This window comes from Pseudoalteromonas sp. NEC-BIFX-2020_002, from assembly GCF_013002825.1.
Lineage (GTDB): Bacteria > Pseudomonadota > Gammaproteobacteria > Enterobacterales > Alteromonadaceae > Pseudoalteromonas > Pseudoalteromonas neustonica.
In genome coordinates, this window is the sequence record NZ_JABEPJ010000014.1 from 18,348 (window position 1) to 36,055 (window position 17,708).

A 17,708-nucleotide genomic window follows, 5' to 3' on the forward strand; every position below is an offset into this window, starting at 1 on the left:
CTATGTGGTATTTTGCTTGGATACTCGGTGTGCTTTTAGCCTGTACGCTAGGAGTTATCAACGTTATGTGGTACGAATTTCAACAAAATAAAGACAGTATTGCTGACGACGAAAAAGATCTTCACGATAGGCTTAATCGCCAAAATGACGACTAACCCCCGACCAGATCGCGCGCAGCAAACTACCCTGCGCGCGTTCTTAAAAATACACTCCAACCACGCTGGTAGTCTGCTAAAACTGAGTATTGCGTTAGGTACTTTAAATGCAATACTCATGATTGCTAGTGCTTATTTGGTAGCACGTTCAATTCATCTAGTAATGTTTGAACATGCTGATTTAGCAACAGTTACTCCTTTACTTTGGCCATTATCTATATTGATTTTAGGGCGCGGCCTATTACTGAGTTTATCTGAACGTATTAGCGCGCAAGCGGCACTAAAAATTAAAACTGCGATGCGCCAAACTTTACTTGAAAAACTGACACTCCTTGGCCCAAGTTATATTGAACAACAAGGCCATGGTGCAACTTTAAATACCTTGCATAATGGTGTTGAAGCACTGCACGACTATTATGCTAATTACTTACCCAGTGTGGCGTATAGCGCACTTATCCCTTTAGCGATTCTGATGGTGATTTTTCCTACTGACTGGAAAGCGGGATTGATTTTTTTATTTACAGCGCCTTTAATTCCTTTATTTATGATTTTAGTTGGTCACAAAGCCGAACGGCTAAACCAGCAACGCTGGCAACAATTAGCAGTGTTAGGTAATTACTTTTTTGACCGTTTACAAGGACTCACTCAACTTAAATTGTTTAACGCCACAGCACGTGAGTTAAAACAAATTGCCAAAATTTCAGATGATTTTCGCCATGCCACTTTAAGCGTATTAAAAATAGCATTTTTATCCTCTTTTGCATTAGAGTTTTTTGCAACTCTTAGCGTCGCATTAGTCGCCGTAATAATCGGTTTTCGGTTATTTTTTGGTACCTTAGATTTCTCGACCGGCTTTGTAGTGTTATTGCTCGCACCAGAGTTTTATTTACCGCTGCGTCAACTTGGTAGTCATTATCATGCACGATTAGAAGGCATAAGTGCTGCTGCTGATATGCTCAAGATATTAAATGAACCATTACCAGATGAGAGCCTTATAAGCACAAAAACAAATATTCAAAGTAGATTAGACGTGCCGAACATAAAGCAGCTCAGTATTGGTAATTTAAGTTTTCACTATCCAAATAGTAATGAAGGCGTTAGCAATATAAACCTGACATTTTCAAGCTCTGGTATGTATGCCATTGTTGGCCAAAGTGGCGCGGGGAAAAGTACCCTACTTGACTGTCTATTGGGCTTTCATCCACAAGTGATAAACTCCATCGCGGTCAATCAACGCTCATTATCAGTCTCGCAAATTAAACAGTGGCAACAGCATATTGCTTGGATCCCACAGCAACCCACCTTGCTATTTAATAGCATAAAAGCCAATTTACTATTAGCAAAACCAGATGCCAGTATGCAAGAACTCGAAAATGCTGCAGCGCAAGCGGGTGCGCTTGAGTTTATTCTTGCTTTACCTCAAGGTTTTGACACCCCTATTGGCGAGCAAGGCGAAGGACTTTCCGGCGGACAAAAACAGCGCATCGCGTTAGCACGGGCTTTTTTAAAAGAAGCTCCCATTTTAGTTCTTGATGAGCCAACCGCTCACCTTGATAGTCAAACCGAGCAACTTGTCCAAACAGCTATTAATGATTATGCAAAAAAGCATTTAGTTATAGTGATCGCCCATCGCTTAAATACCATTGAACACGCTAAGCAAGTTATTGTAATGAAAGACGGTGCTGTTATTGAGCTGGGTAACTTTAACACCCTCATAGCTGCTAAAGGCGCGCTATTTGATTTAGTGCATGCAAGGAGTCAACAGCATGACTAACTTTTTACGCTTATTAAAGCTGTGCAAGCCACACCTTGGGGCAATGTTACTAGGGGCATTTTTAGCTACATTAACGGTACTTGCAAATGTAGGCTTGTTGGCTGTTTCTGGCTGGTTTTTAGCCGCAATGGCTGCTGCAGGTCTAGCTAATACACAAATGAACTACTTTACGCCCGCTGGCGTCATACGCTTTTTAGCAATAGTGAGAACAGCGTCTCGTTATGGTGAGCGTCTAGTCACTCACAACGCCACATTTTTACTGTTAAGTGAAATTCGCGTCAGTGTTTTTAATACGCTAAGCCAATTGAGTAATGTTGATTTGGCCATGAGCCGCAGTGCCGATCTATTCAATCGTATGCAAAATGATGTTGAAGCCCTCGATAAATTCTACTTAAATGTATTATTACCCATGATTGTTGCGATAATAAGTGTGCCAATTGTGATTGCGATTATGGCTGCATACAACGCTGATGTGGCACTGCTGTGCTTTATTGCGCTGTTATTCGTGGGTGTTGCCCTACCTTTAATACTGAGCAGGCAACTACAGAACACTGCAGACCTCGAAACGCAGTACTCTGCCACTTTACGCGCTGAATTATCTGATACCCTAAATGGCTTGAGAGAGCTGGCTATTTATCAAGCTACCGAGCAGCAAGTTAAACAATGCCGTGATGCCAGCGAACATTATAATCAGCAGCTGTTTGTACGCCATAGTGCACAGGCACGTAGTAATGGCTTATCACTGCTGATAGTACAACTAAGTATGTTAGGTGCCATTATAGTTATCACCCCATTGGTTTATAACGGTACAATGGCTAATGTTGAATTGGCCATGCTCAGTTTATTCGTACTTGCCAGTTTTGAAACGGTACTCACGCTACCCAATGCATTCATCCAACTACCAGTCGCATTAAGCGCTGCAAACCGTATTTTCGATTTAGAAGACAAACTACGCCCTGTTGCTAAAAATGCTCACGAGTCATTGCCTGTACAGCCTTTAGGACTTGAATTTAAAGACGTTAGCTACTGTTATCTCAGCGATACTTTTGCGCTTAACAACTTAAGCTTTGTAATTGAGCCACTACAAAAAGTAGCCATTGTGGGCCAAAGTGGCAGCGGGAAAAGTACCCTGGTTAATTTACTCAGTGGCTTATGGCCACAGCAAAGCGGTGAAATAAACTTAACATTTGCACACAAAACGATGCCTATTAATATGACCAGCCAACAAAACCGCTGCGAACTTATAAGTATCGTCGCACAACAACATCATATTTTTGATGGCACAATTGCGGAAAACTTACGCTACGCAGCACCTGCGGCGACGAAAGAGCAAATGATCAACGCTTGCCAACAAGTGCAATTAGCAGACTGGCTCTGTGAGTTAAAGTTAGGGTTAAATACTCGCTTAGGCACAGGTGGTAGAAGTTTATCTCGCGGGCAATCTCGACGTTTAGCTTTGGCACAAGCATTACTGCGCGCACCGGCTATTTTAATCCTTGATGAACCTACAGAAGGTCTAGACAATCAATCTAAGCATCACGTGATGGATGCAATATTGACCAGCATGCAGCAATGTACCGTGCTGAGTATTACTCACGATCCTGCTTTGCTATCCAATATGGATCAGGTAATTTGGTTAGAGCAAGGCTGTGTAAAAGCGATTGCAACTCATCAGCAACTATTAATAGCGCAACCAGAGTACGTAAACTTGATCTCACGGTTTTAATCATTTTCACTAATTGAAACAGCTTGAACTCAAGGTAAGTTAATACGAAAAAGCCACCGACTATTACTCATAATCGGTGGCTTTTTTTATAAAGCGAACTATTAACGAACAATACCACGCTCTGAATTTTTAACAAAATCAACCATCAACTGTACTGCAGGGTACTTAGCAGCGTCATCTGCAAGTGCAACAAGCGCTTCATCAACACCTAAACTCTTACGATACAGTGTTTTATAGGCACGGCGCGTTGCCATTACTTCATCACTTTCAAAGCCACGGCGTTTCATACCCTCGGTATTAATCGCTACAGGGCCTGCAGGGGTGCCAATCGTTGTTACAAACGGTGGAACATCTTTATTTACACCTGAATACATGCCAACAAACGCATGTGCACCTACTTTACAAAACTGATGAATACCTGAATTGCCTGCTAAGATAACCCAATCACCAATGTGTACATGCCCTGCAACCGATGCATTATTAGCAAAAATAACGTTGTCGCCAATTACTGCATCATGGGCAACATGAGTGTAAGCCATAAATAAGTTATTGCTACCAATCTTAGTCACGCCTTGATCTTGAATCGTACCGCGGTGAATAGTGGCACATTCACGAATAATGTTGTTATCACCAATAATTAGCGTGGTTGGCTCATTATTATATTTTTTGTCTTGGCAGGCTTCACCTACTGACGCAAACTGAAATATATGATTGCCAGAACCTATTGTTGATGGCCCTTTGACCACAACGTGAGATTCAATAATACAATCATCACCAATAACCACATTGTCACCAATGTAGCTATATGGACCAACCGATACATTATTACCTAGCTTTGCACCTGATTCGATTATCGCTGTAGGATGGATCACAATTAAAGCTCTCTTCTCGCACACATGATTTCGGCAGCACAAACAACTTTGCCATCAACTTTAGCTTCTGCTGCAAACTTCCATATATTGCGGCGCTCTTTTAAAAACTGTACATGCAAATGCATAGTATCACCAGGTACCACAGGCTGCTTAAAACGTGCGTTATCAACGGCTGCAAACAAATACAGTTCATTCTCACTGCGGTTTTCAACAGTTTTGAAACCTAATAAACCCGTTGCCTGTGCCATAGCTTCTAAAATAAGCACACCAGGGAAAATTGGCTGATTAGGAAAGTGGCCTGTAAAAATAGGTTCATTAAATGTTACATTTTTAATTGCATGTAATGATTCACCTGGCGTGTAATCAAGTACACGGTCCACCAATAGCATTGGGTAACGGTGTGGTAGTAAGCTTAAAATTTCTTGTATATCAAGGCTATTTAATTCGTTTGCCAAAATAGCATCCTTATTAATTATCAAGGTTTAATGACTTAGTCAGAGTCTCTAGCGCTTTTAGGCGATCTTTCATCTCTGGCAAATTACGGAAATGGGCAATATTGCGACGCCACTCTTTATTTGAAGAGTGTGGGAGCCCTGATGAATAAACACCGGCTTCCTTAATCGCTTTTGTCACCATACTCATGCCCGTTAGTATAACACCATCACATATTTCTATGTGACCATTTATACCAACAAGTCCAGCAATCTGACAATTCCTACCTATGGTTGTGCTACCTGCAATTACCGTACAGCCTGCGATAGCAGTACCAGAACCAATCTCAACATTATGGGCAATATGAACTTGGTTATCGATAATTACATTGCTGTGAATAATAGTGTCGTCAATTGCGCCACGGTCAATAGTTGCACCTGCGCCAATTTCAACTTTATCGCCAATGATCACTGAGCCTAATTGTGGAATTTTAATCCACTGACCTTTATCATTTGCGTAACCAAACCCGTCGCTGCCGATAATAGCGTTAGCTTGAACTAAACAATCACACCCAATTTCAACACTGTGATACACACTAACATTAGACCAAAGCTTAGTATTATCACCAATGCTAGCATTTTGACCAACAAAGCAATTTGCACCAATTTGTGTGTTTTCACCAATCGTAGCGCCCGCTTCAATAACTGCATTAGCTGCAATAGAGGCCGTATTAGCAATACAAGCTTCAGGGTGAACAACAGCACTTACGTGGATACCTTTAGCAGCAGATGCCGGTGTGGTGTCCATTATTTGTGCTAATTGTGCATAACTATTATAAGGGTTAGCTGCAATCAACTTGTTACCCGAATAATACTGTGCGTCTGCGGCAGATAAAATTACAGCACTGGCGTTCGTATTATCGAGTTGCGGGCGATATTTCTTATTCGCTAAAAATGCAATATGCCCAGAGCGGGCATTTGCAAGTGTAGCAATTTTTGATATTTCTAAGGCGCCATCACCATGAAGCTCAGCGCCTAGAAGTTCCGCTATCTGCGAAAGCGTATAATTTTGCATATATTCGTTCTATTGCTTACTTACTTTATCAACAACTTTGCTTGATAAGTCAGATACTTTTTTAGGGTTAAAGTAAATTGTAGTATCTTTTACTTTAACTTCATCAAAATTACCATCTTTAGCAACGTCTTCAATTGCTTTTATGATCAGTGCTTGTACTTTAGCTAGCTCTTGATTTTGACGAGTTTTAATTTCTTGCTCTAAAGGACGACCCTTTTCAGCAAGTGTTTTTTGCATACCTTCAACTTTTGTACGCAGCGCATCTTTTTGAGCTTGGCTCATTGTTGTGCTTTCACGTTTAAATTTTTCAGCTTCAAAACGAATGTCACCTTGAAGCTTTTCAAGCTCTTGGCGGCGCTCAGCAAACTCTGTTTGCAATGCTAATTCAACAGATGCCATTTGTGGGATTTGTTTGTAGATTTCTTGCATGTCTACAATACCGACTTTATGTGCAAAAGCACTCGCAGATGTACCCATCATAAGTGTTGCTAAAATGGCAATCGCCGATGATTTAATTGATTTTTTCACAAAAAACTCCTTTAGAAAGTATTACTAATATTAAAGCTGATAGTCTTCGTATCGTCATTTTCTTCTTGTTGCAATGGATACGCAAAACTAATCAACATTGGACCCATTGGAGAGATCCATTGTAATGATAAACCCGTTGAGACTCTAAAACGCATCGGATCTGAATAATCGTCAAGTAATGCACGATCGTTATCACTTAAGCTTTGATAGCGCTCTACGTTAAACTCAGTATCCCACACGTTTGCTGCATCAACAAAAAAGCTGGTACGCACAGAACTGGTATTATCTTCATCTAAAAACGGTGTAGGAACGATTAATTCCATACCTGCAACCGCTTTTGCATTACCACCAATGCGCCCAGCAGGAATTAACTGATCAAAGACTGGATCACCGCCAATAACACCGTTGATCTTTCCGTCTTTTTCTGGAGTACCACCTACATTTGAAGAGTCACGTGAAATAGCATTAGGCAAAATAGTGTTACGATCAAAACCACGCAGTTCCATTTCAGTTATCCGAAAATACTCTTGAAATGGGAGGGTTTGATCATATCCATTTGTATTACCATAACCATTACCGTACCCCAATGCTGCACGCGTTGAAAATACCCAACGATGATCATCACTAATTGGCCAGTAAAAACGCGAGTCATAATTTAACTTAAAGTAAGTCAAATCTGAATTTGGCGTAGTACCAGTTAAGTTTAACGTTTGACGAGAACCTGCTGTTGGGAATAAACCTCGGTTTACAGTAACACGTGACCAACCAACGCTTAGTTCATATTTAGTAAAGTTATAACCTGCATCTGGATGAGCAGGATCTAAAAATGTCTCACGTAATACACGTGTTTGTTCGTAAACAGCGATATCAGATAGTTCTTCTTCAATCCAACGTGCCCCAAAATTAATACGGTTCACTGCATCGATTGGGAAGCCTATGTTGGTGCCTATACCATAGCTTTTTGATTTATAATCAATAAGGCTAAATTTACTAGCATCATAATTACTGTAAAAAATACTGCTACCTTGTGACACACCATCTGGCGTAAAGTAAGGGTCAGTGTACGATAAACTAACACGCTCTGAACCACGTGAAGTATTGATATTCAGACCAATCTGATTACCAGTACCCAAAAAGTTAGATTCAGTTACACCAATGTTAAACTGTAAACCTAGGTACGAACCATAAGCAAGGCCTGCGTTAAAGCTACCAGCTGACTGTTCTTTAACTGTAAAATCTACATCAACCTGATCATCAACGCCTGGTACAGGTATAACGTTAAAATCCACTTTTTCCATATATGGTAAGCGTTGGATTTGTAATTTTGAACGTTCAAGATTTTGATTTGATAACCATGCACCTTCAAGCTGTGTCATTTCACGGCGCAGTACTTCATCTGCCGTATTTTGGTTGCCACCAACAATAATACGACGAACATAGACACGTTGCCCAGGTTTAACTGATAGCGTTAACTGTACTTCTTTGGTTTCATCATCAATCTCAGGGATTGTACGCACTTCAGCGTTTGCATAACCAAAACGCGCTAAATAGCTTTTAATAAACTCTTCTGATGAAGTAACCACTGAACCGTTATAAAGTTCACCAGCACGCAGCGGTATCACACTTTTAATTAATTCTTCGCGACCGAGTAAATCACCAATAAAGTCAAAGCCTTTAACTTTGTATTTAACACCTTCATTGATGTTCGCTGTTACATACACAGATTCACGTTCTGGGCTCACTGATACTTGAGTTGAATCAATATTAAAGCGTAAGTAACCACGATCTAAATAAAAACTACGAATTTTCTCAAGGTCACCTTCAATGGTTTGTTTCTGATAGCGATCGCTACCCATAAACTGCCACCAAGATAAATCTTGTTGTGATTCTGCAAGCGCTAACAGCTCTTCATCTGAATATAATTCGTTACCAACTAAGTTGATTTGACGAATAGATGCTGCATCACCTTCATCAAATTCAAGTTTTAACTTAACGCGGTTACGCGGTAATTTAGTGATGCTAACATCGATTTTTGCATTGTATTTACCAATACTATGAAAAAACTCAATTAAGCCTTTTTCAATGTTATCAATCACGGTTTTATCAAGCGGCTCGCCTTGGCGAATATCTTGTTGATCAAGTGACTGCGTTAGCTGCTCATCTTTGATGTCTTTGTTACCATCAAATTCGATAAAACTAATCGTCGGGCGCTCAGTTACTTTAAAAATAACGTTGTTACCATCGCGTAATGCTTTGATATTGTCAAAGTGACCTGAGCTGTACAGTGACTTAATTGTTTTTGAAATTGTATATTCATCAACATCGTCACCCACATTTATTGGGATGTGTGTGAGCGCAGCACCTAGTGCAACTCGCTGTAAGCCTTCAACTTTTAAATCTTCAACAATAAAGGAGGTTTGGCCTAGGGCTGCAAAGCTGGCGCCTAATAAACTTGTTACTGCCAAATGTTTTTTTATAGCCATTTTATTATCTTTATCCTTTACAACTGTATTACCGCTCAACACCATAAAATTATAATTTAGCAGTGTCTTACAATCGTGTTTTTAATTCGAGACTGTCGGGATTGTTATAATCGCGATACATCATTGAACAAAGCGAAACATGTTAGAAAAATGAGTAGCAGAGCTCCCACTTTAAAACCAAACTCTTGTGTCTTTTCAGAGACCGGCTTTTTACGAAAAAGTTCAATTATGTAATACATTAAGTGACCGCCATCAAGCACTGGCAAGGGTAATAAGTTAAATACACCCAAGTTCACACTGATCAAAGCCAAAAAGCCTAAAAAGGCGACTAAGCCATAGCTTACGCTAGTTCCTGCCCCAACGGCAATGCCTACTGGACCACTTAAATTCTTTACTGACACTTGGCCTGTAATTAAATTACCAATCATATCGAAACTTAAGGCAATCAAGCGCCATGTTTCATTTACGCCACGCACAATACTATCGAGTGGGCCATAATGTCTAGTTTCAATATAACCATCGGGCCATTTTTCAACAACCGGTGCAACACCTAAAAACCCTTGAAGCTGCCCTTCGTTGCCAGCACGCCCTTTAGGAGTCACTGTTAGCAACTCCATACTATCTTGTCTTTTTACACTAAATTGTAATGATTTGTTAGCGGATTGCTCAATAACATTAACTAATTGCTGCCAACTGCTTATTGTTTCACCATTTACTGCGAAGATTGTATCTCCAACTTGTAATTTAGCCTCAGCCGCAGCTGAGTTTACGGTAATTGCTGCGATAGTTAATGTCGCTTGTGGACGAAAAGGCACAATGCCTAAAGATGCTAAAGGCGGTACATCTTGTTGATCTAGTTTCCAGCCATCTATATTTATGGTTTTAATTTGTTCTTGGTATTGCTCATTACGCACAGTAACAGCGACGCTTTTATTGCCAAGGTTTGCCATTAATGCAAATGTAGCATCTTGCCATGTACCTATATCTTCATCGCCAATTTTGAGTATATGTTGATTGGGTAATATACCGGCTTGTTCAGCGCGACTCCCCTCATTGATAGTACCAACAACTGGCTTAACTGATTGCACACCAATCATATACATTGCAGCTAGTGCAAAAATAGCAAAAATGAAATTTGCCATAGGTCCTGCAGCTACAATCGCAATACGCGCTTGCACTGACTTGGCATTAAACGACAAATGACGTTGTTCTGACGGTACATCATCGACACGCTCATCGAGCATCTTTACATAACCGCCAAGTGGAATAGCAGCTATTACATATTCTGTATCGAGCTTATCGCGCCATGTTAACAATGGCTTACCAAAACCAATTGAAAAACGCAGAACTTTAACGCCTGCTTTGCGAGCTACCCAAAAATGCCCATATTCATGCACTGTAACTAAAATACCCAGCGCTAAAATAAAAGACCCTAAATTCCACAGAAAATCGAACATATTAGCGTACTACCTTTGCAATGAGTTGCGTCGCTTGAAGTCGAGCTAAACGGTCACATTCAAGAATTTCATCCAATGTATGCACGTTTACATCAACCGTTGCTTCTAATGTTTGTGCATTAATACGGTAAATATCCGTAAAGCCAATCACCCCTTGCAAAAATGCATTAACGGCAACTTCATTAGCTGCATTAACCGTAGTGGTTGCCCCCTGCCCTGTATTACAAGCGGCAATTGCTAACTGTAAATTTGGGTAACGAGTAAAATCAGGTTTAGTGAAAGTAAAATCGGCGAGTTGTGAAAAATCAAGTGGCGTAACCCCCGCATCAATGCGCTGCGGGTATGCTAAAGCATGCGCAATGGGTGTGCGCATATCGGGATTACCCATTTGTGCTAGTACTGAGCCATCTTGATACTGCACCATTGAATGAATAATACTTTGCGGATGAATAACCACTTCAATATCTGTTGCCTGGCAGTTGAATAGCCATTTAGCCTCAATAAACTCTAAGCCTTTATTCATCATCGTAGCCGAATCGACTGAAATCTTTTGCCCCATTGACCAATTAGGGTGAGTAACGGCCTCTTGCACCGTGACAGTATTTAAAGTGTCAATATCACGAGTTAAAAAAGGTCCGCCAGAGCCTGTCAGTAAGATTTTACTAACACCATGCTCATGCAATTGTGCGTTTGTTTTTGAACCTTGCAGAGCACTTGGCAGGCATTGGAATATTGCATTATGCTCACTATCAATTGGCAACAATGTGGCTTTATGTTGTTTTACTTTATCGATAAACAACTGGCCTGACATCACTAAGGATTCTTTATTTGCCAATAAAACCTTTTTACCCGCTTCAACCGCGCTGAGTGTAGGAATGAGCCCCGCGGCACCAACTATCGCCGACATAACAGCATCAACATCTGGGTGTGCAGCAAGCTCACTCATTGCAGCAATACCGCTGAGCACAATCGTTTTAGATTCTGAACCAGATAAGTACTGAATTAACTGCTGCGCAGCATGCTCATCCGCCATAACAGCAAAGCGAGGGCGATGAGCGACGCATAACTGCGCCATTTTTTTTGCATTTTTACCTGCCGTAAGTGCAAATACGCAAAACTGCTCTTGATTTCGAGCGACAACATCTAAGGTACTTAAACCGATTGACCCCGTCGCACCAAGAATCACTAGTTGCTGTTTACAACTCATAGACTAAGCGTCCACGCATAGCATAAAACGAAAATAGGCGCTGCAGCGGTTAAGCTATCAAGGCGATCTAAAATACCGCCATGCCCAGGTAAACATGATCCACTGTCTTTGAGACCAGCCTCACGTTTAAACATACTTTCGAGTAAGTCACCTATCGCTGAAAATAATGCAATAAATACAGTCATAACAGCATAAATTGGCCAAACTGACATATCAACATTGGTAAAATGACAAAAAGCCAAAACAAATATTACCGCAGCGACTACACCCCCAGCTAAACCTTCAATCGTTTTGTTGGGGCTCACTTTTGGCATTAACTTATGTTTACCAAAGTTTTTGCCCGTAAAGTACGCACCAATGTCTGCGCTCCATACGATACCTAATACCACTAAAATAAGCATAGAACCAAAGTGCGTTGACTCACCATAATTTGCGCTTCGTAATGTATTCAACGCAAGCCACAATGGCACTAACGTCAAAATACCTGCAATGGCACGCATTACTATGCCTTCATTCCATGCTTTTGCCATGGCTGGGTAACGCCACACTAAGTAGGTAGCAACAATCCACCAAGAAAATGACAGAGTAAATATATAATTTGCATCCCCCACTAATTGGCCGTCAAACCACAAGCTCTCAATTGGCCAATGCCAGTTAAGCAGTACCAGTAGCAGCGCAATAAATACGACAAATGAAAAACGCTTTAATTTGTCACATAGGCCCATAAATGCAGACCATTCCCACGCACTTAATAAAACTATCGCGCCAGCAATATAACTAAATAATGTAAGTGGTGTATAAAAAACCAAAAGTAATGCTAAAGGGGCTAGCACTAAAGAGGTTAAAATTCGTTGTTTTAGCAAAGTATTACCCTTTTAATTAGGTTTCGGCGAGTAATTGTTTTATTTGTTCGCCAGTACAACCAAATCGTCGCTCTCTGGCAACGTAACAAGCGATCGCATCAGCAAAAGCAGCTTCATTAAAGTCAGGCCAAAGCGTATCGGTAAAATAAAGTTCGGCATAAGCAACTTGCCATAATAAAAAGTTACTAATGCGTAAGTCGCCCCCGGTGCGGATCAACAAGTCAGGTTCAACCTGATCCTGCATACTCATCTGCGAGGCTAAGTGCTCTTCTGTAATATCATTGGGATCTAACTCTCCAGCAGCGACTTGTTTTCCAAGCTGCTTAGCCGCATTAGCTATATCCCATCGTCCGCCATAATTTGCTGCAATATTAAGTTGCAGCCCTGTATTATCCACGGTCAATTGATGTGCTGCATCGACTTTTTTTCGCAACGTATCTGAAAACCGAGATAAGTCGCCAATAATAGTTAATTTAACATTATTTTTATGAAGTTTTTTAACTTCCTTGCTCAGTACAAATAAAAACAATTCCATTAAGGTACTAACTTCATCATCAGGGCGTCGCCAATTTTCACTACTAAAAGCGAATAAAGTCAACGATTGTACACCTAACTTAGCGCAAAATTGCACCGACTGACGAACTGCATCAACGCCTTTCTTATGACCGTACACACGAGGCTTATTCTTCGCCTGTGCCCAACGACCATTTCCATCCATGATTATAGCGACATGCTTGGGTAAACATTGCTGTGAAATTTTATCAGCGTTAAGAACCATAAATATCGAGTATTCCATAAAAAAACGCCGCCTAGTATACCCTAGACGGCGTCCCAAAACTAATAAATTTCATAACCCAAATTCAGGTTATTTAACTGCTTAGATTTCCATCAATTCAGTTTCTTTTGCTGCTAACAGTGTATCCATTTCTTTGATAAATTTGTCAGTAAGCTTTTGAATTGCATCATCAGATTGGCGTGCTTCATCTTCAGAAATATCTTTATCTTTCAATAAGCTTTTAACATCACCATTTGCATCACGACGAATATTACGAACAGCAACACGACCGCCTTCAACTTCACCACGAACGATCTTGATTAAGTCTTTACGACGTTCTTCTGTTAGTGGAGGAAGTGGAACACGAATAACCGTACCTGCTGACATTGGATTTAAACCCAAGTCAGATGCCATAATTGCTTTTTCTACTGCTTGTGCAAGTGATTTATCAAACACACTGATCGCCAGTGTGCGGGCGTCTTCAATCGACACATTAGCAACTTGATTTAACGGCGTTGGTGCACCGTAATATGACACCATAATGCCATCTAAAAGTGCCGGATGAGCACGGCCAGTACGAATTTTAGATAGTTGACTGCCAAGTGCCGTTACACTTTTCTGCATACGTTCTGCAGCATCTTTTTGAATATCGTTAATCACGGTTCAATCCTAATCTAGTTAATAACTTCATCTGAGGCTTGTGAAGAGATAAGTGTGCCTTCTTCTTCGCCCATAATAACGCGCTTTAATGCGCCTGACTTATTCATATTAAATACGCTCAATGGCATATTGTGATCTCGCGCAAGTGTAAATGCCGCAAGATCCATTACTTTTAATTCTTTTTCAATAATTTCATTGTAGCTTAAGTGACGATAAAGTGTCGCTTCCGGATTTTTAACAGGATCATCACTGTAAACACCGTCTACTTTCGTCGCTTTAATAACGGTATCTGCTTCAATTTCGATACCACGTAAACACGCTGCGGAATCAGTTGTGAAGAAAGGATTACCTGTACCCGCTGCAAAAATAACAACGCGACCTGTTTTTAATAAGCTAATTGCTTCAGCCCAGTTGTATGCATCACACACGCCGTTAAGTGGGATAGCTGACATTAAACGACAGTTAACAAATGCACGATGCAACGCATCTCTCATTGCAAGGCCATTCATTACAGTCGCGAGCATTCCCATATGATCGCCTACAACGCGATTCATACCTGCTTCAGCTAACGAACCACCGCGTAAGAAGTTACCGCCACCGATAACTAAACCCACTTCTACGTCGAGTTCTACAAGCTCTTTAATTTCTTGCGCCATACGGTCGAGTACTTTTGGGTCGATGCCGAAGCCTTCGTCTCCCATCAGTGCTTCACCACTTAATTTGAGAAGAACGCGTCTAAAAATAGGTTTACGATTGATAGTCATAGTATTTGGGCCAACTTTTAAAAAAAGGATAAAAAATAACCGCGCTTATGATAAACATAAAGAGCGCGGTTATTTTAAAGAATTTCTAGCCGTGACGCAAAAGCAAATAGCATATTAATTGCATATAATTACTTCATTCATCACAGATAGTTAATCTTACTGACCTTTAGCTGCAGCAATTTGCGCAGCTACTTCAGCAGCAAAATCTTCTTCTTTCTTCTCAATACCTTCACCAACTTCTACACGTACGAAGCTAGTAACTGTTGCGTTTTTCTCTTTAAGAATATCGCCAACAGATTTTTTAGGTTCCATGATGAAAGCTTGACCAGTAAGAGAAACCTCACCAGTGAACTTCTTCATGCGACCAACAACCATCTTCTCAGCGATTTCAGCAGGCTTGCCTTCATTCATCGCGATTTCGATTTGTACTTGCTTTTCTTTTTCAACAACGTCAGCTGGTACGTCAGAAGGCGATAAGTATTCTGGACGTGAAGCAGCAACGTGCATTGCAACGTGCTTAAGTGTTTCTTCATCAGCAACACCCGCAACAACAACACCAATACGGTCACCATGGCGGTACTCAACTAGGTTTTCACCTGTGATGTACTGCAGGCGACGTACGTTGATGTTTTCGCCAATTTTAGTAACTAGCTCAACACGGTCTTCTTCAAACTTAGCTTGTAAGTCTTCGATAGACATTGTGTCAGCAATTGCAGCGTCAGCAACTTTATTAGCAAATGCTAAAAAGCTTACATCTTTTGCAACGAAGTCTGTTTGACAGTTAACTTCTACTAGTACAGCAACACCGGCATTTTGCTTGATGATGATAGTACCTTCAGCAGCAATGTTGCCTGCTTTTTTAGCAGCTTTAGCAGCGCCACTTTTACGCATGTTTTCAATCGCTAACTCGATGTCACCATCAGTCTCAGTCAACGCTTTTTTACAATCCATCATGCCAGCGCCTGTACGCTCGCGTAATTCTTTAACTAGGGCAGTAGTTACAGCCATTAGTAAATCCTCAAATCTGAAATCTGGTTAGATAAGCGGGTTCCCGCTCTACAAGAATAGCAAGTCTTCACCTAAAATTAGATGAAGACTTGATGACAGCTAATTACTCAGCTTCAACGAAGTCGTCTTTCTCAGCTTGAGCAACGATATTGCTCTCACGACCTTCAGTGATAGCTGCTGCAACTGCACCAGTGTAAAGGTTGATTGCACGGATCGCATCATCGTTACCAGGTACGATGAAATCAACACCGTCTGGGTTAGAGTTAGTATCAACGATCGCAACAACTGGAATACCTAGGTTGTTAGCTTCACGGATAGCGATATGCTCATGGTCAGCATCGATAACGAAAAGTGCGTCTGGAAGACCACCCATGTTCTTGATACCACCAAGGCTCTTCTCAAGCTTGTCCATTTCGCGGTTAAGCATTAACGTTTCTTTCTTAGTTAATTTCTCGAAAGTACCGTCTTGGCTTTGGATTTCAAGGTCTTTAAGACGCTTGATTGATTGACGAACTGTTTTCCAGTTAGTCAACATACCACCTAACCAACGGTGATTTACGTAATACTGGTCACTTGCGATAGCGGCTTCTTTAACCGACTCGCTTGCTGCGCGCTTAGTACCAACGAAAAGAACTTTACCTTTGTTTGACGCAGCACCAGTTAAAAACTTAAGTGCGTTGTTGAACATTGGAACTGTTTGCTCAAGGTTGATGATATGAACACGGTTACGTGCGCCGAAGATGAAAGGCTTCATCTTAGGATTCCAGTAACGTGCTTGGTGACCGAAGTGAACACCAGCTTGAAGCATATCGCGCATTGAAACGTTTGCCATTTTGTATTTCCTCTGTTTAGTTTAGGGTTAGGCCTCCACATATCCCATAGCACCAACACCGCAGTTAAATGAAACTGAAATGCACCCAAGTGTATGTGACGATACGTGTGTGTGTTAAAATAAAATTGTGTTTGCCTTAAAATACAAAAAATCATTTAAGAATTTATTTGTAAAAAGACGGCGCGCTTTATACCATATTAAAAACAAATACTCAACGTCGCGTGCAAAATTTGTGCGACAATAAATGTGTTAAAACTCGACAATGGAGCCTCCATGAGTGCTGTGATAAAGACCCCTGAAGAAATAGAGAAAATGCGTGTAGCCGGGCGCTTAGCGGCAGAAGTTCTAGAAATGATAGAGCCGCATGTAGTCCCTGGTGTGACCACTGATGAATTAAATACAATTTGTCATAATTATATTGTCGATGTGCAAAAAGCCATTCCGGCTCCATTAAATTATCATGGCTTCCCTAAATCAATTTGCACCTCAGTAAACCATGTAATTTGTCATGGTATTCCTAACGACAAAGCATTAAAAGATGGCGACAGTGTCAATATTGACATCACTGTCATCAAAGATGGTTACCATGGCGACACGTCTAAAATGTTTCATGTTGGTACACCTGATATTCAAGGCAAACGCCTTGCTGAGATAACTCAACAAAGCTTATACCTTGCTATTAAAATGGTAAAACCAGGTGTACGTTTAGGTGATATTGGCGAAGCGATTCAAAAATACGCTGAAAGCCATAAATATTCAATCGTGCGCGAATATTGCGGCCATGGCATTGGTGCTGAGTTTCACGAAGAGCCACAAATTATGCACTATGGTCGTGCTGGCACTGGTGAAGCCCTAAAAGCGGGTATGTGTTTAACAATTGAGCCAATGGTTAACGCTGGTAAACGCCAATGTAAACTGCTTAAAGATGAATGGACGGTTGTTACTAAAGACCGTAGTTTATCTGCGCAGTGGGAACATACATTGTTAGTTACTGAAAATGGTGTTGAAATTTTAACGCTTAGATCAGATGATACTATCGATAGAATCATTGAGCATTAATACCAATTTGGTATAAATACTAATTCGCCCAATTAATTG

17 protein-coding genes are annotated in these 17,708 nt (G+C 40.8%); 4 read left to right on the plus strand and 13 right to left on the minus strand.

From position 1 onward, the window contains the following. Window positions 1-2 precede the first annotated feature (2 nt). From cydX to cydC, 3 genes are read left to right on the plus strand one after another with little or no spacing between them, the layout of a single operon-like run. Entirely contained in the window at window positions 3-155 is a 153-nt protein-coding gene (gene cydX / locus HJP15_RS15365) for a cytochrome bd-I oxidase subunit CydX (protein WP_054205994.1), read from the plus strand. Next, on the plus strand, window positions 145-1,929 hold the full coding sequence (gene cydD / locus HJP15_RS15370) for a thiol reductant ABC exporter subunit CydD (protein WP_054205995.1): 1,785 nt from the start codon (window positions 145-147) through the stop codon (window positions 1,927-1,929). The genes cydX and cydD overlap by 11 nt, the downstream gene beginning before the upstream one ends. Further along, the gene (cydC, locus tag HJP15_RS15375; protein WP_054205996.1) at window positions 1,922-3,655 is read left to right on the plus strand and encodes a thiol reductant ABC exporter subunit CydC; all 1,734 of its coding nucleotides are present in this window, start codon (window positions 1,922-1,924) and stop codon (window positions 3,653-3,655) included. The genes cydD and cydC overlap by 8 nt, the downstream gene beginning before the upstream one ends. Before the next feature lie 101 nt (window positions 3,656-3,756). Here the strand turns inward: cydC and lpxA are convergent, their stop codons facing one another. From lpxA to rpsB, 13 genes are all read right to left on the minus strand, one after another. Further along, complete coding sequence (gene lpxA, locus HJP15_RS15380; RefSeq protein WP_054205997.1) at window positions 3,757-4,527, minus strand: acyl-ACP--UDP-N-acetylglucosamine O-acyltransferase; 771 nt, start codon at window positions 4,525-4,527, stop codon at window positions 3,757-3,759. A gap of 2 nt (window positions 4,528-4,529) precedes the next feature. Next, entirely contained in the window at window positions 4,530-4,982 is a 453-nt protein-coding gene (fabZ, locus tag HJP15_RS15385; RefSeq protein WP_054205998.1) for a 3-hydroxyacyl-ACP dehydratase FabZ, read from the minus strand. A gap of 13 nt (window positions 4,983-4,995) precedes the next feature. Beyond that, complete coding sequence (lpxD, locus tag HJP15_RS15390; protein ID WP_054205999.1) at window positions 4,996-6,033, minus strand: UDP-3-O-(3-hydroxymyristoyl)glucosamine N-acyltransferase; 1,038 nt, start codon at window positions 6,031-6,033, stop codon at window positions 4,996-4,998. A 9-nt stretch (window positions 6,034-6,042) separates the two neighbouring features. After that, the gene (locus HJP15_RS15395) at window positions 6,043-6,561 is read right to left on the minus strand and encodes an OmpH/Skp family outer membrane protein (protein ID WP_054206000.1); all 519 of its coding nucleotides are present in this window, start codon (window positions 6,559-6,561) and stop codon (window positions 6,043-6,045) included. Window positions 6,562-6,572: 11 nt separating this feature from the next. Then, window positions 6,573-9,044: an outer membrane protein assembly factor BamA gene (gene bamA / locus HJP15_RS15400; protein ID WP_054206054.1), complete on the minus strand. Its 2,472-nt coding sequence runs from the start codon at window positions 9,042-9,044 to the stop codon at window positions 6,573-6,575. A gap of 104 nt (window positions 9,045-9,148) precedes the next feature. Beyond that, on the minus strand, window positions 9,149-10,501 hold the full coding sequence (gene rseP / locus HJP15_RS15405; RefSeq protein WP_054206001.1) for a sigma E protease regulator RseP: 1,353 nt from the start codon (window positions 10,499-10,501) through the stop codon (window positions 9,149-9,151). Between the two features lies 1 nt (window position 10,502). Next, entirely contained in the window at window positions 10,503-11,708 is a 1,206-nt protein-coding gene (gene ispC, locus HJP15_RS15410) for a 1-deoxy-D-xylulose-5-phosphate reductoisomerase (protein WP_054206002.1), read from the minus strand. Further along, window positions 11,705-12,571: a phosphatidate cytidylyltransferase gene (locus tag HJP15_RS15415; protein WP_054206003.1), complete on the minus strand. Its 867-nt coding sequence runs from the start codon at window positions 12,569-12,571 to the stop codon at window positions 11,705-11,707. Before HJP15_RS15415 ends, ispC begins: the two co-directional genes overlap by 4 nt. Window positions 12,572-12,587: 16 nt before the next feature. Then, on the minus strand, window positions 12,588-13,367 hold the full coding sequence (gene uppS, locus HJP15_RS15420) for an undecaprenyl pyrophosphate synthase (RefSeq protein ID WP_054206004.1): 780 nt from the start codon (window positions 13,365-13,367) through the stop codon (window positions 12,588-12,590). A gap of 81 nt (window positions 13,368-13,448) precedes the next feature. Beyond that, on the minus strand, window positions 13,449-13,970 hold the full coding sequence (gene frr, locus HJP15_RS15425) for a ribosome recycling factor (RefSeq protein ID WP_211842138.1): 522 nt from the start codon (window positions 13,968-13,970) through the stop codon (window positions 13,449-13,451). 50 nt (window positions 13,971-14,020) lie between these two features. Next, window positions 14,021-14,770 carry a UMP kinase gene (pyrH, locus tag HJP15_RS15430; protein WP_016707641.1) on the minus strand — a complete coding sequence of 250 codons (750 nt, stop codon included), beginning with the start codon at window positions 14,768-14,770 and terminating at the stop codon, window positions 14,021-14,023. A 156-nt stretch (window positions 14,771-14,926) separates the two neighbouring features. Then, on the minus strand, window positions 14,927-15,778 hold the full coding sequence (gene tsf / locus HJP15_RS15435) for a translation elongation factor Ts (RefSeq protein WP_054206006.1): 852 nt from the start codon (window positions 15,776-15,778) through the stop codon (window positions 14,927-14,929). Between the two features lie 103 nt (window positions 15,779-15,881). Next, window positions 15,882-16,610 carry a 30S ribosomal protein S2 gene (gene rpsB, locus HJP15_RS15440; protein ID WP_054206007.1) on the minus strand — a complete coding sequence of 243 codons (729 nt, stop codon included), beginning with the start codon at window positions 16,608-16,610 and terminating at the stop codon, window positions 15,882-15,884. Window positions 16,611-16,883: 273 nt separating this feature from the next. On the opposite strand from rpsB, the gene map reads away from it, so the two are divergent. Next, on the plus strand, window positions 16,884-17,669 hold the full coding sequence (gene map / locus HJP15_RS15445; protein WP_054206008.1) for a type I methionyl aminopeptidase: 786 nt from the start codon (window positions 16,884-16,886) through the stop codon (window positions 17,667-17,669). Window positions 17,670-17,708: the final 39 nt, after the last annotated feature.

Bases quoted from the DNA above. Each gene is read 5' to 3' on its own strand.
- frr (WP_211842138.1), bottom strand. From the start codon at position 13,970: ATGCAGAAAAGTGTAACGGCACTTGGCAGTCAACTATCTAAAATTCGT.
- cydX (WP_054205994.1), top strand. From the start codon at position 3: ATGTGGTATTTTGCTTGGATACTCGGTGTGCTTTTAGCCTGTACGCTA.
- rseP (WP_054206001.1), bottom strand. From the start codon at position 10,501: ATGTTCGATTTTCTGTGGAATTTAGGGTCTTTTATTTTAGCGCTGGGT.
- rpsB (WP_054206007.1), bottom strand. From the start codon at position 16,610: ATGGCAAACGTTTCAATGCGCGATATGCTTCAAGCTGGTGTTCACTTC.
- lpxD (WP_054205999.1), bottom strand. From the start codon at position 6,033: ATGCAAAATTATACGCTTTCGCAGATAGCGGAACTTCTAGGCGCTGAG.
- cydC (WP_054205996.1), top strand. From the start codon at position 1,922: ATGACTAACTTTTTACGCTTATTAAAGCTGTGCAAGCCACACCTTGGG.
- bamA (WP_054206054.1), bottom strand. From the start codon at position 9,044: ATGGCTATAAAAAAACATTTGGCAGTAACAAGTTTATTAGGCGCCAGC.
- map (WP_054206008.1), top strand. From the start codon at position 16,884: ATGAGTGCTGTGATAAAGACCCCTGAAGAAATAGAGAAAATGCGTGTA.
- tsf (WP_054206006.1), bottom strand. From the start codon at position 15,778: ATGGCTGTAACTACTGCCCTAGTTAAAGAATTACGCGAGCGTACAGGC.
- cydD (WP_054205995.1), top strand. From the start codon at position 145: ATGACGACTAACCCCCGACCAGATCGCGCGCAGCAAACTACCCTGCGC.
- ispC (WP_054206002.1), bottom strand. From the start codon at position 11,708: ATGAGTTGTAAACAGCAACTAGTGATTCTTGGTGCGACGGGGTCAATC.
- pyrH (WP_016707641.1), bottom strand. From the start codon at position 14,770: ATGACTATCAATCGTAAACCTATTTTTAGACGCGTTCTTCTCAAATTA.
- uppS (WP_054206004.1), bottom strand. From the start codon at position 13,367: ATGGAATACTCGATATTTATGGTTCTTAACGCTGATAAAATTTCACAG.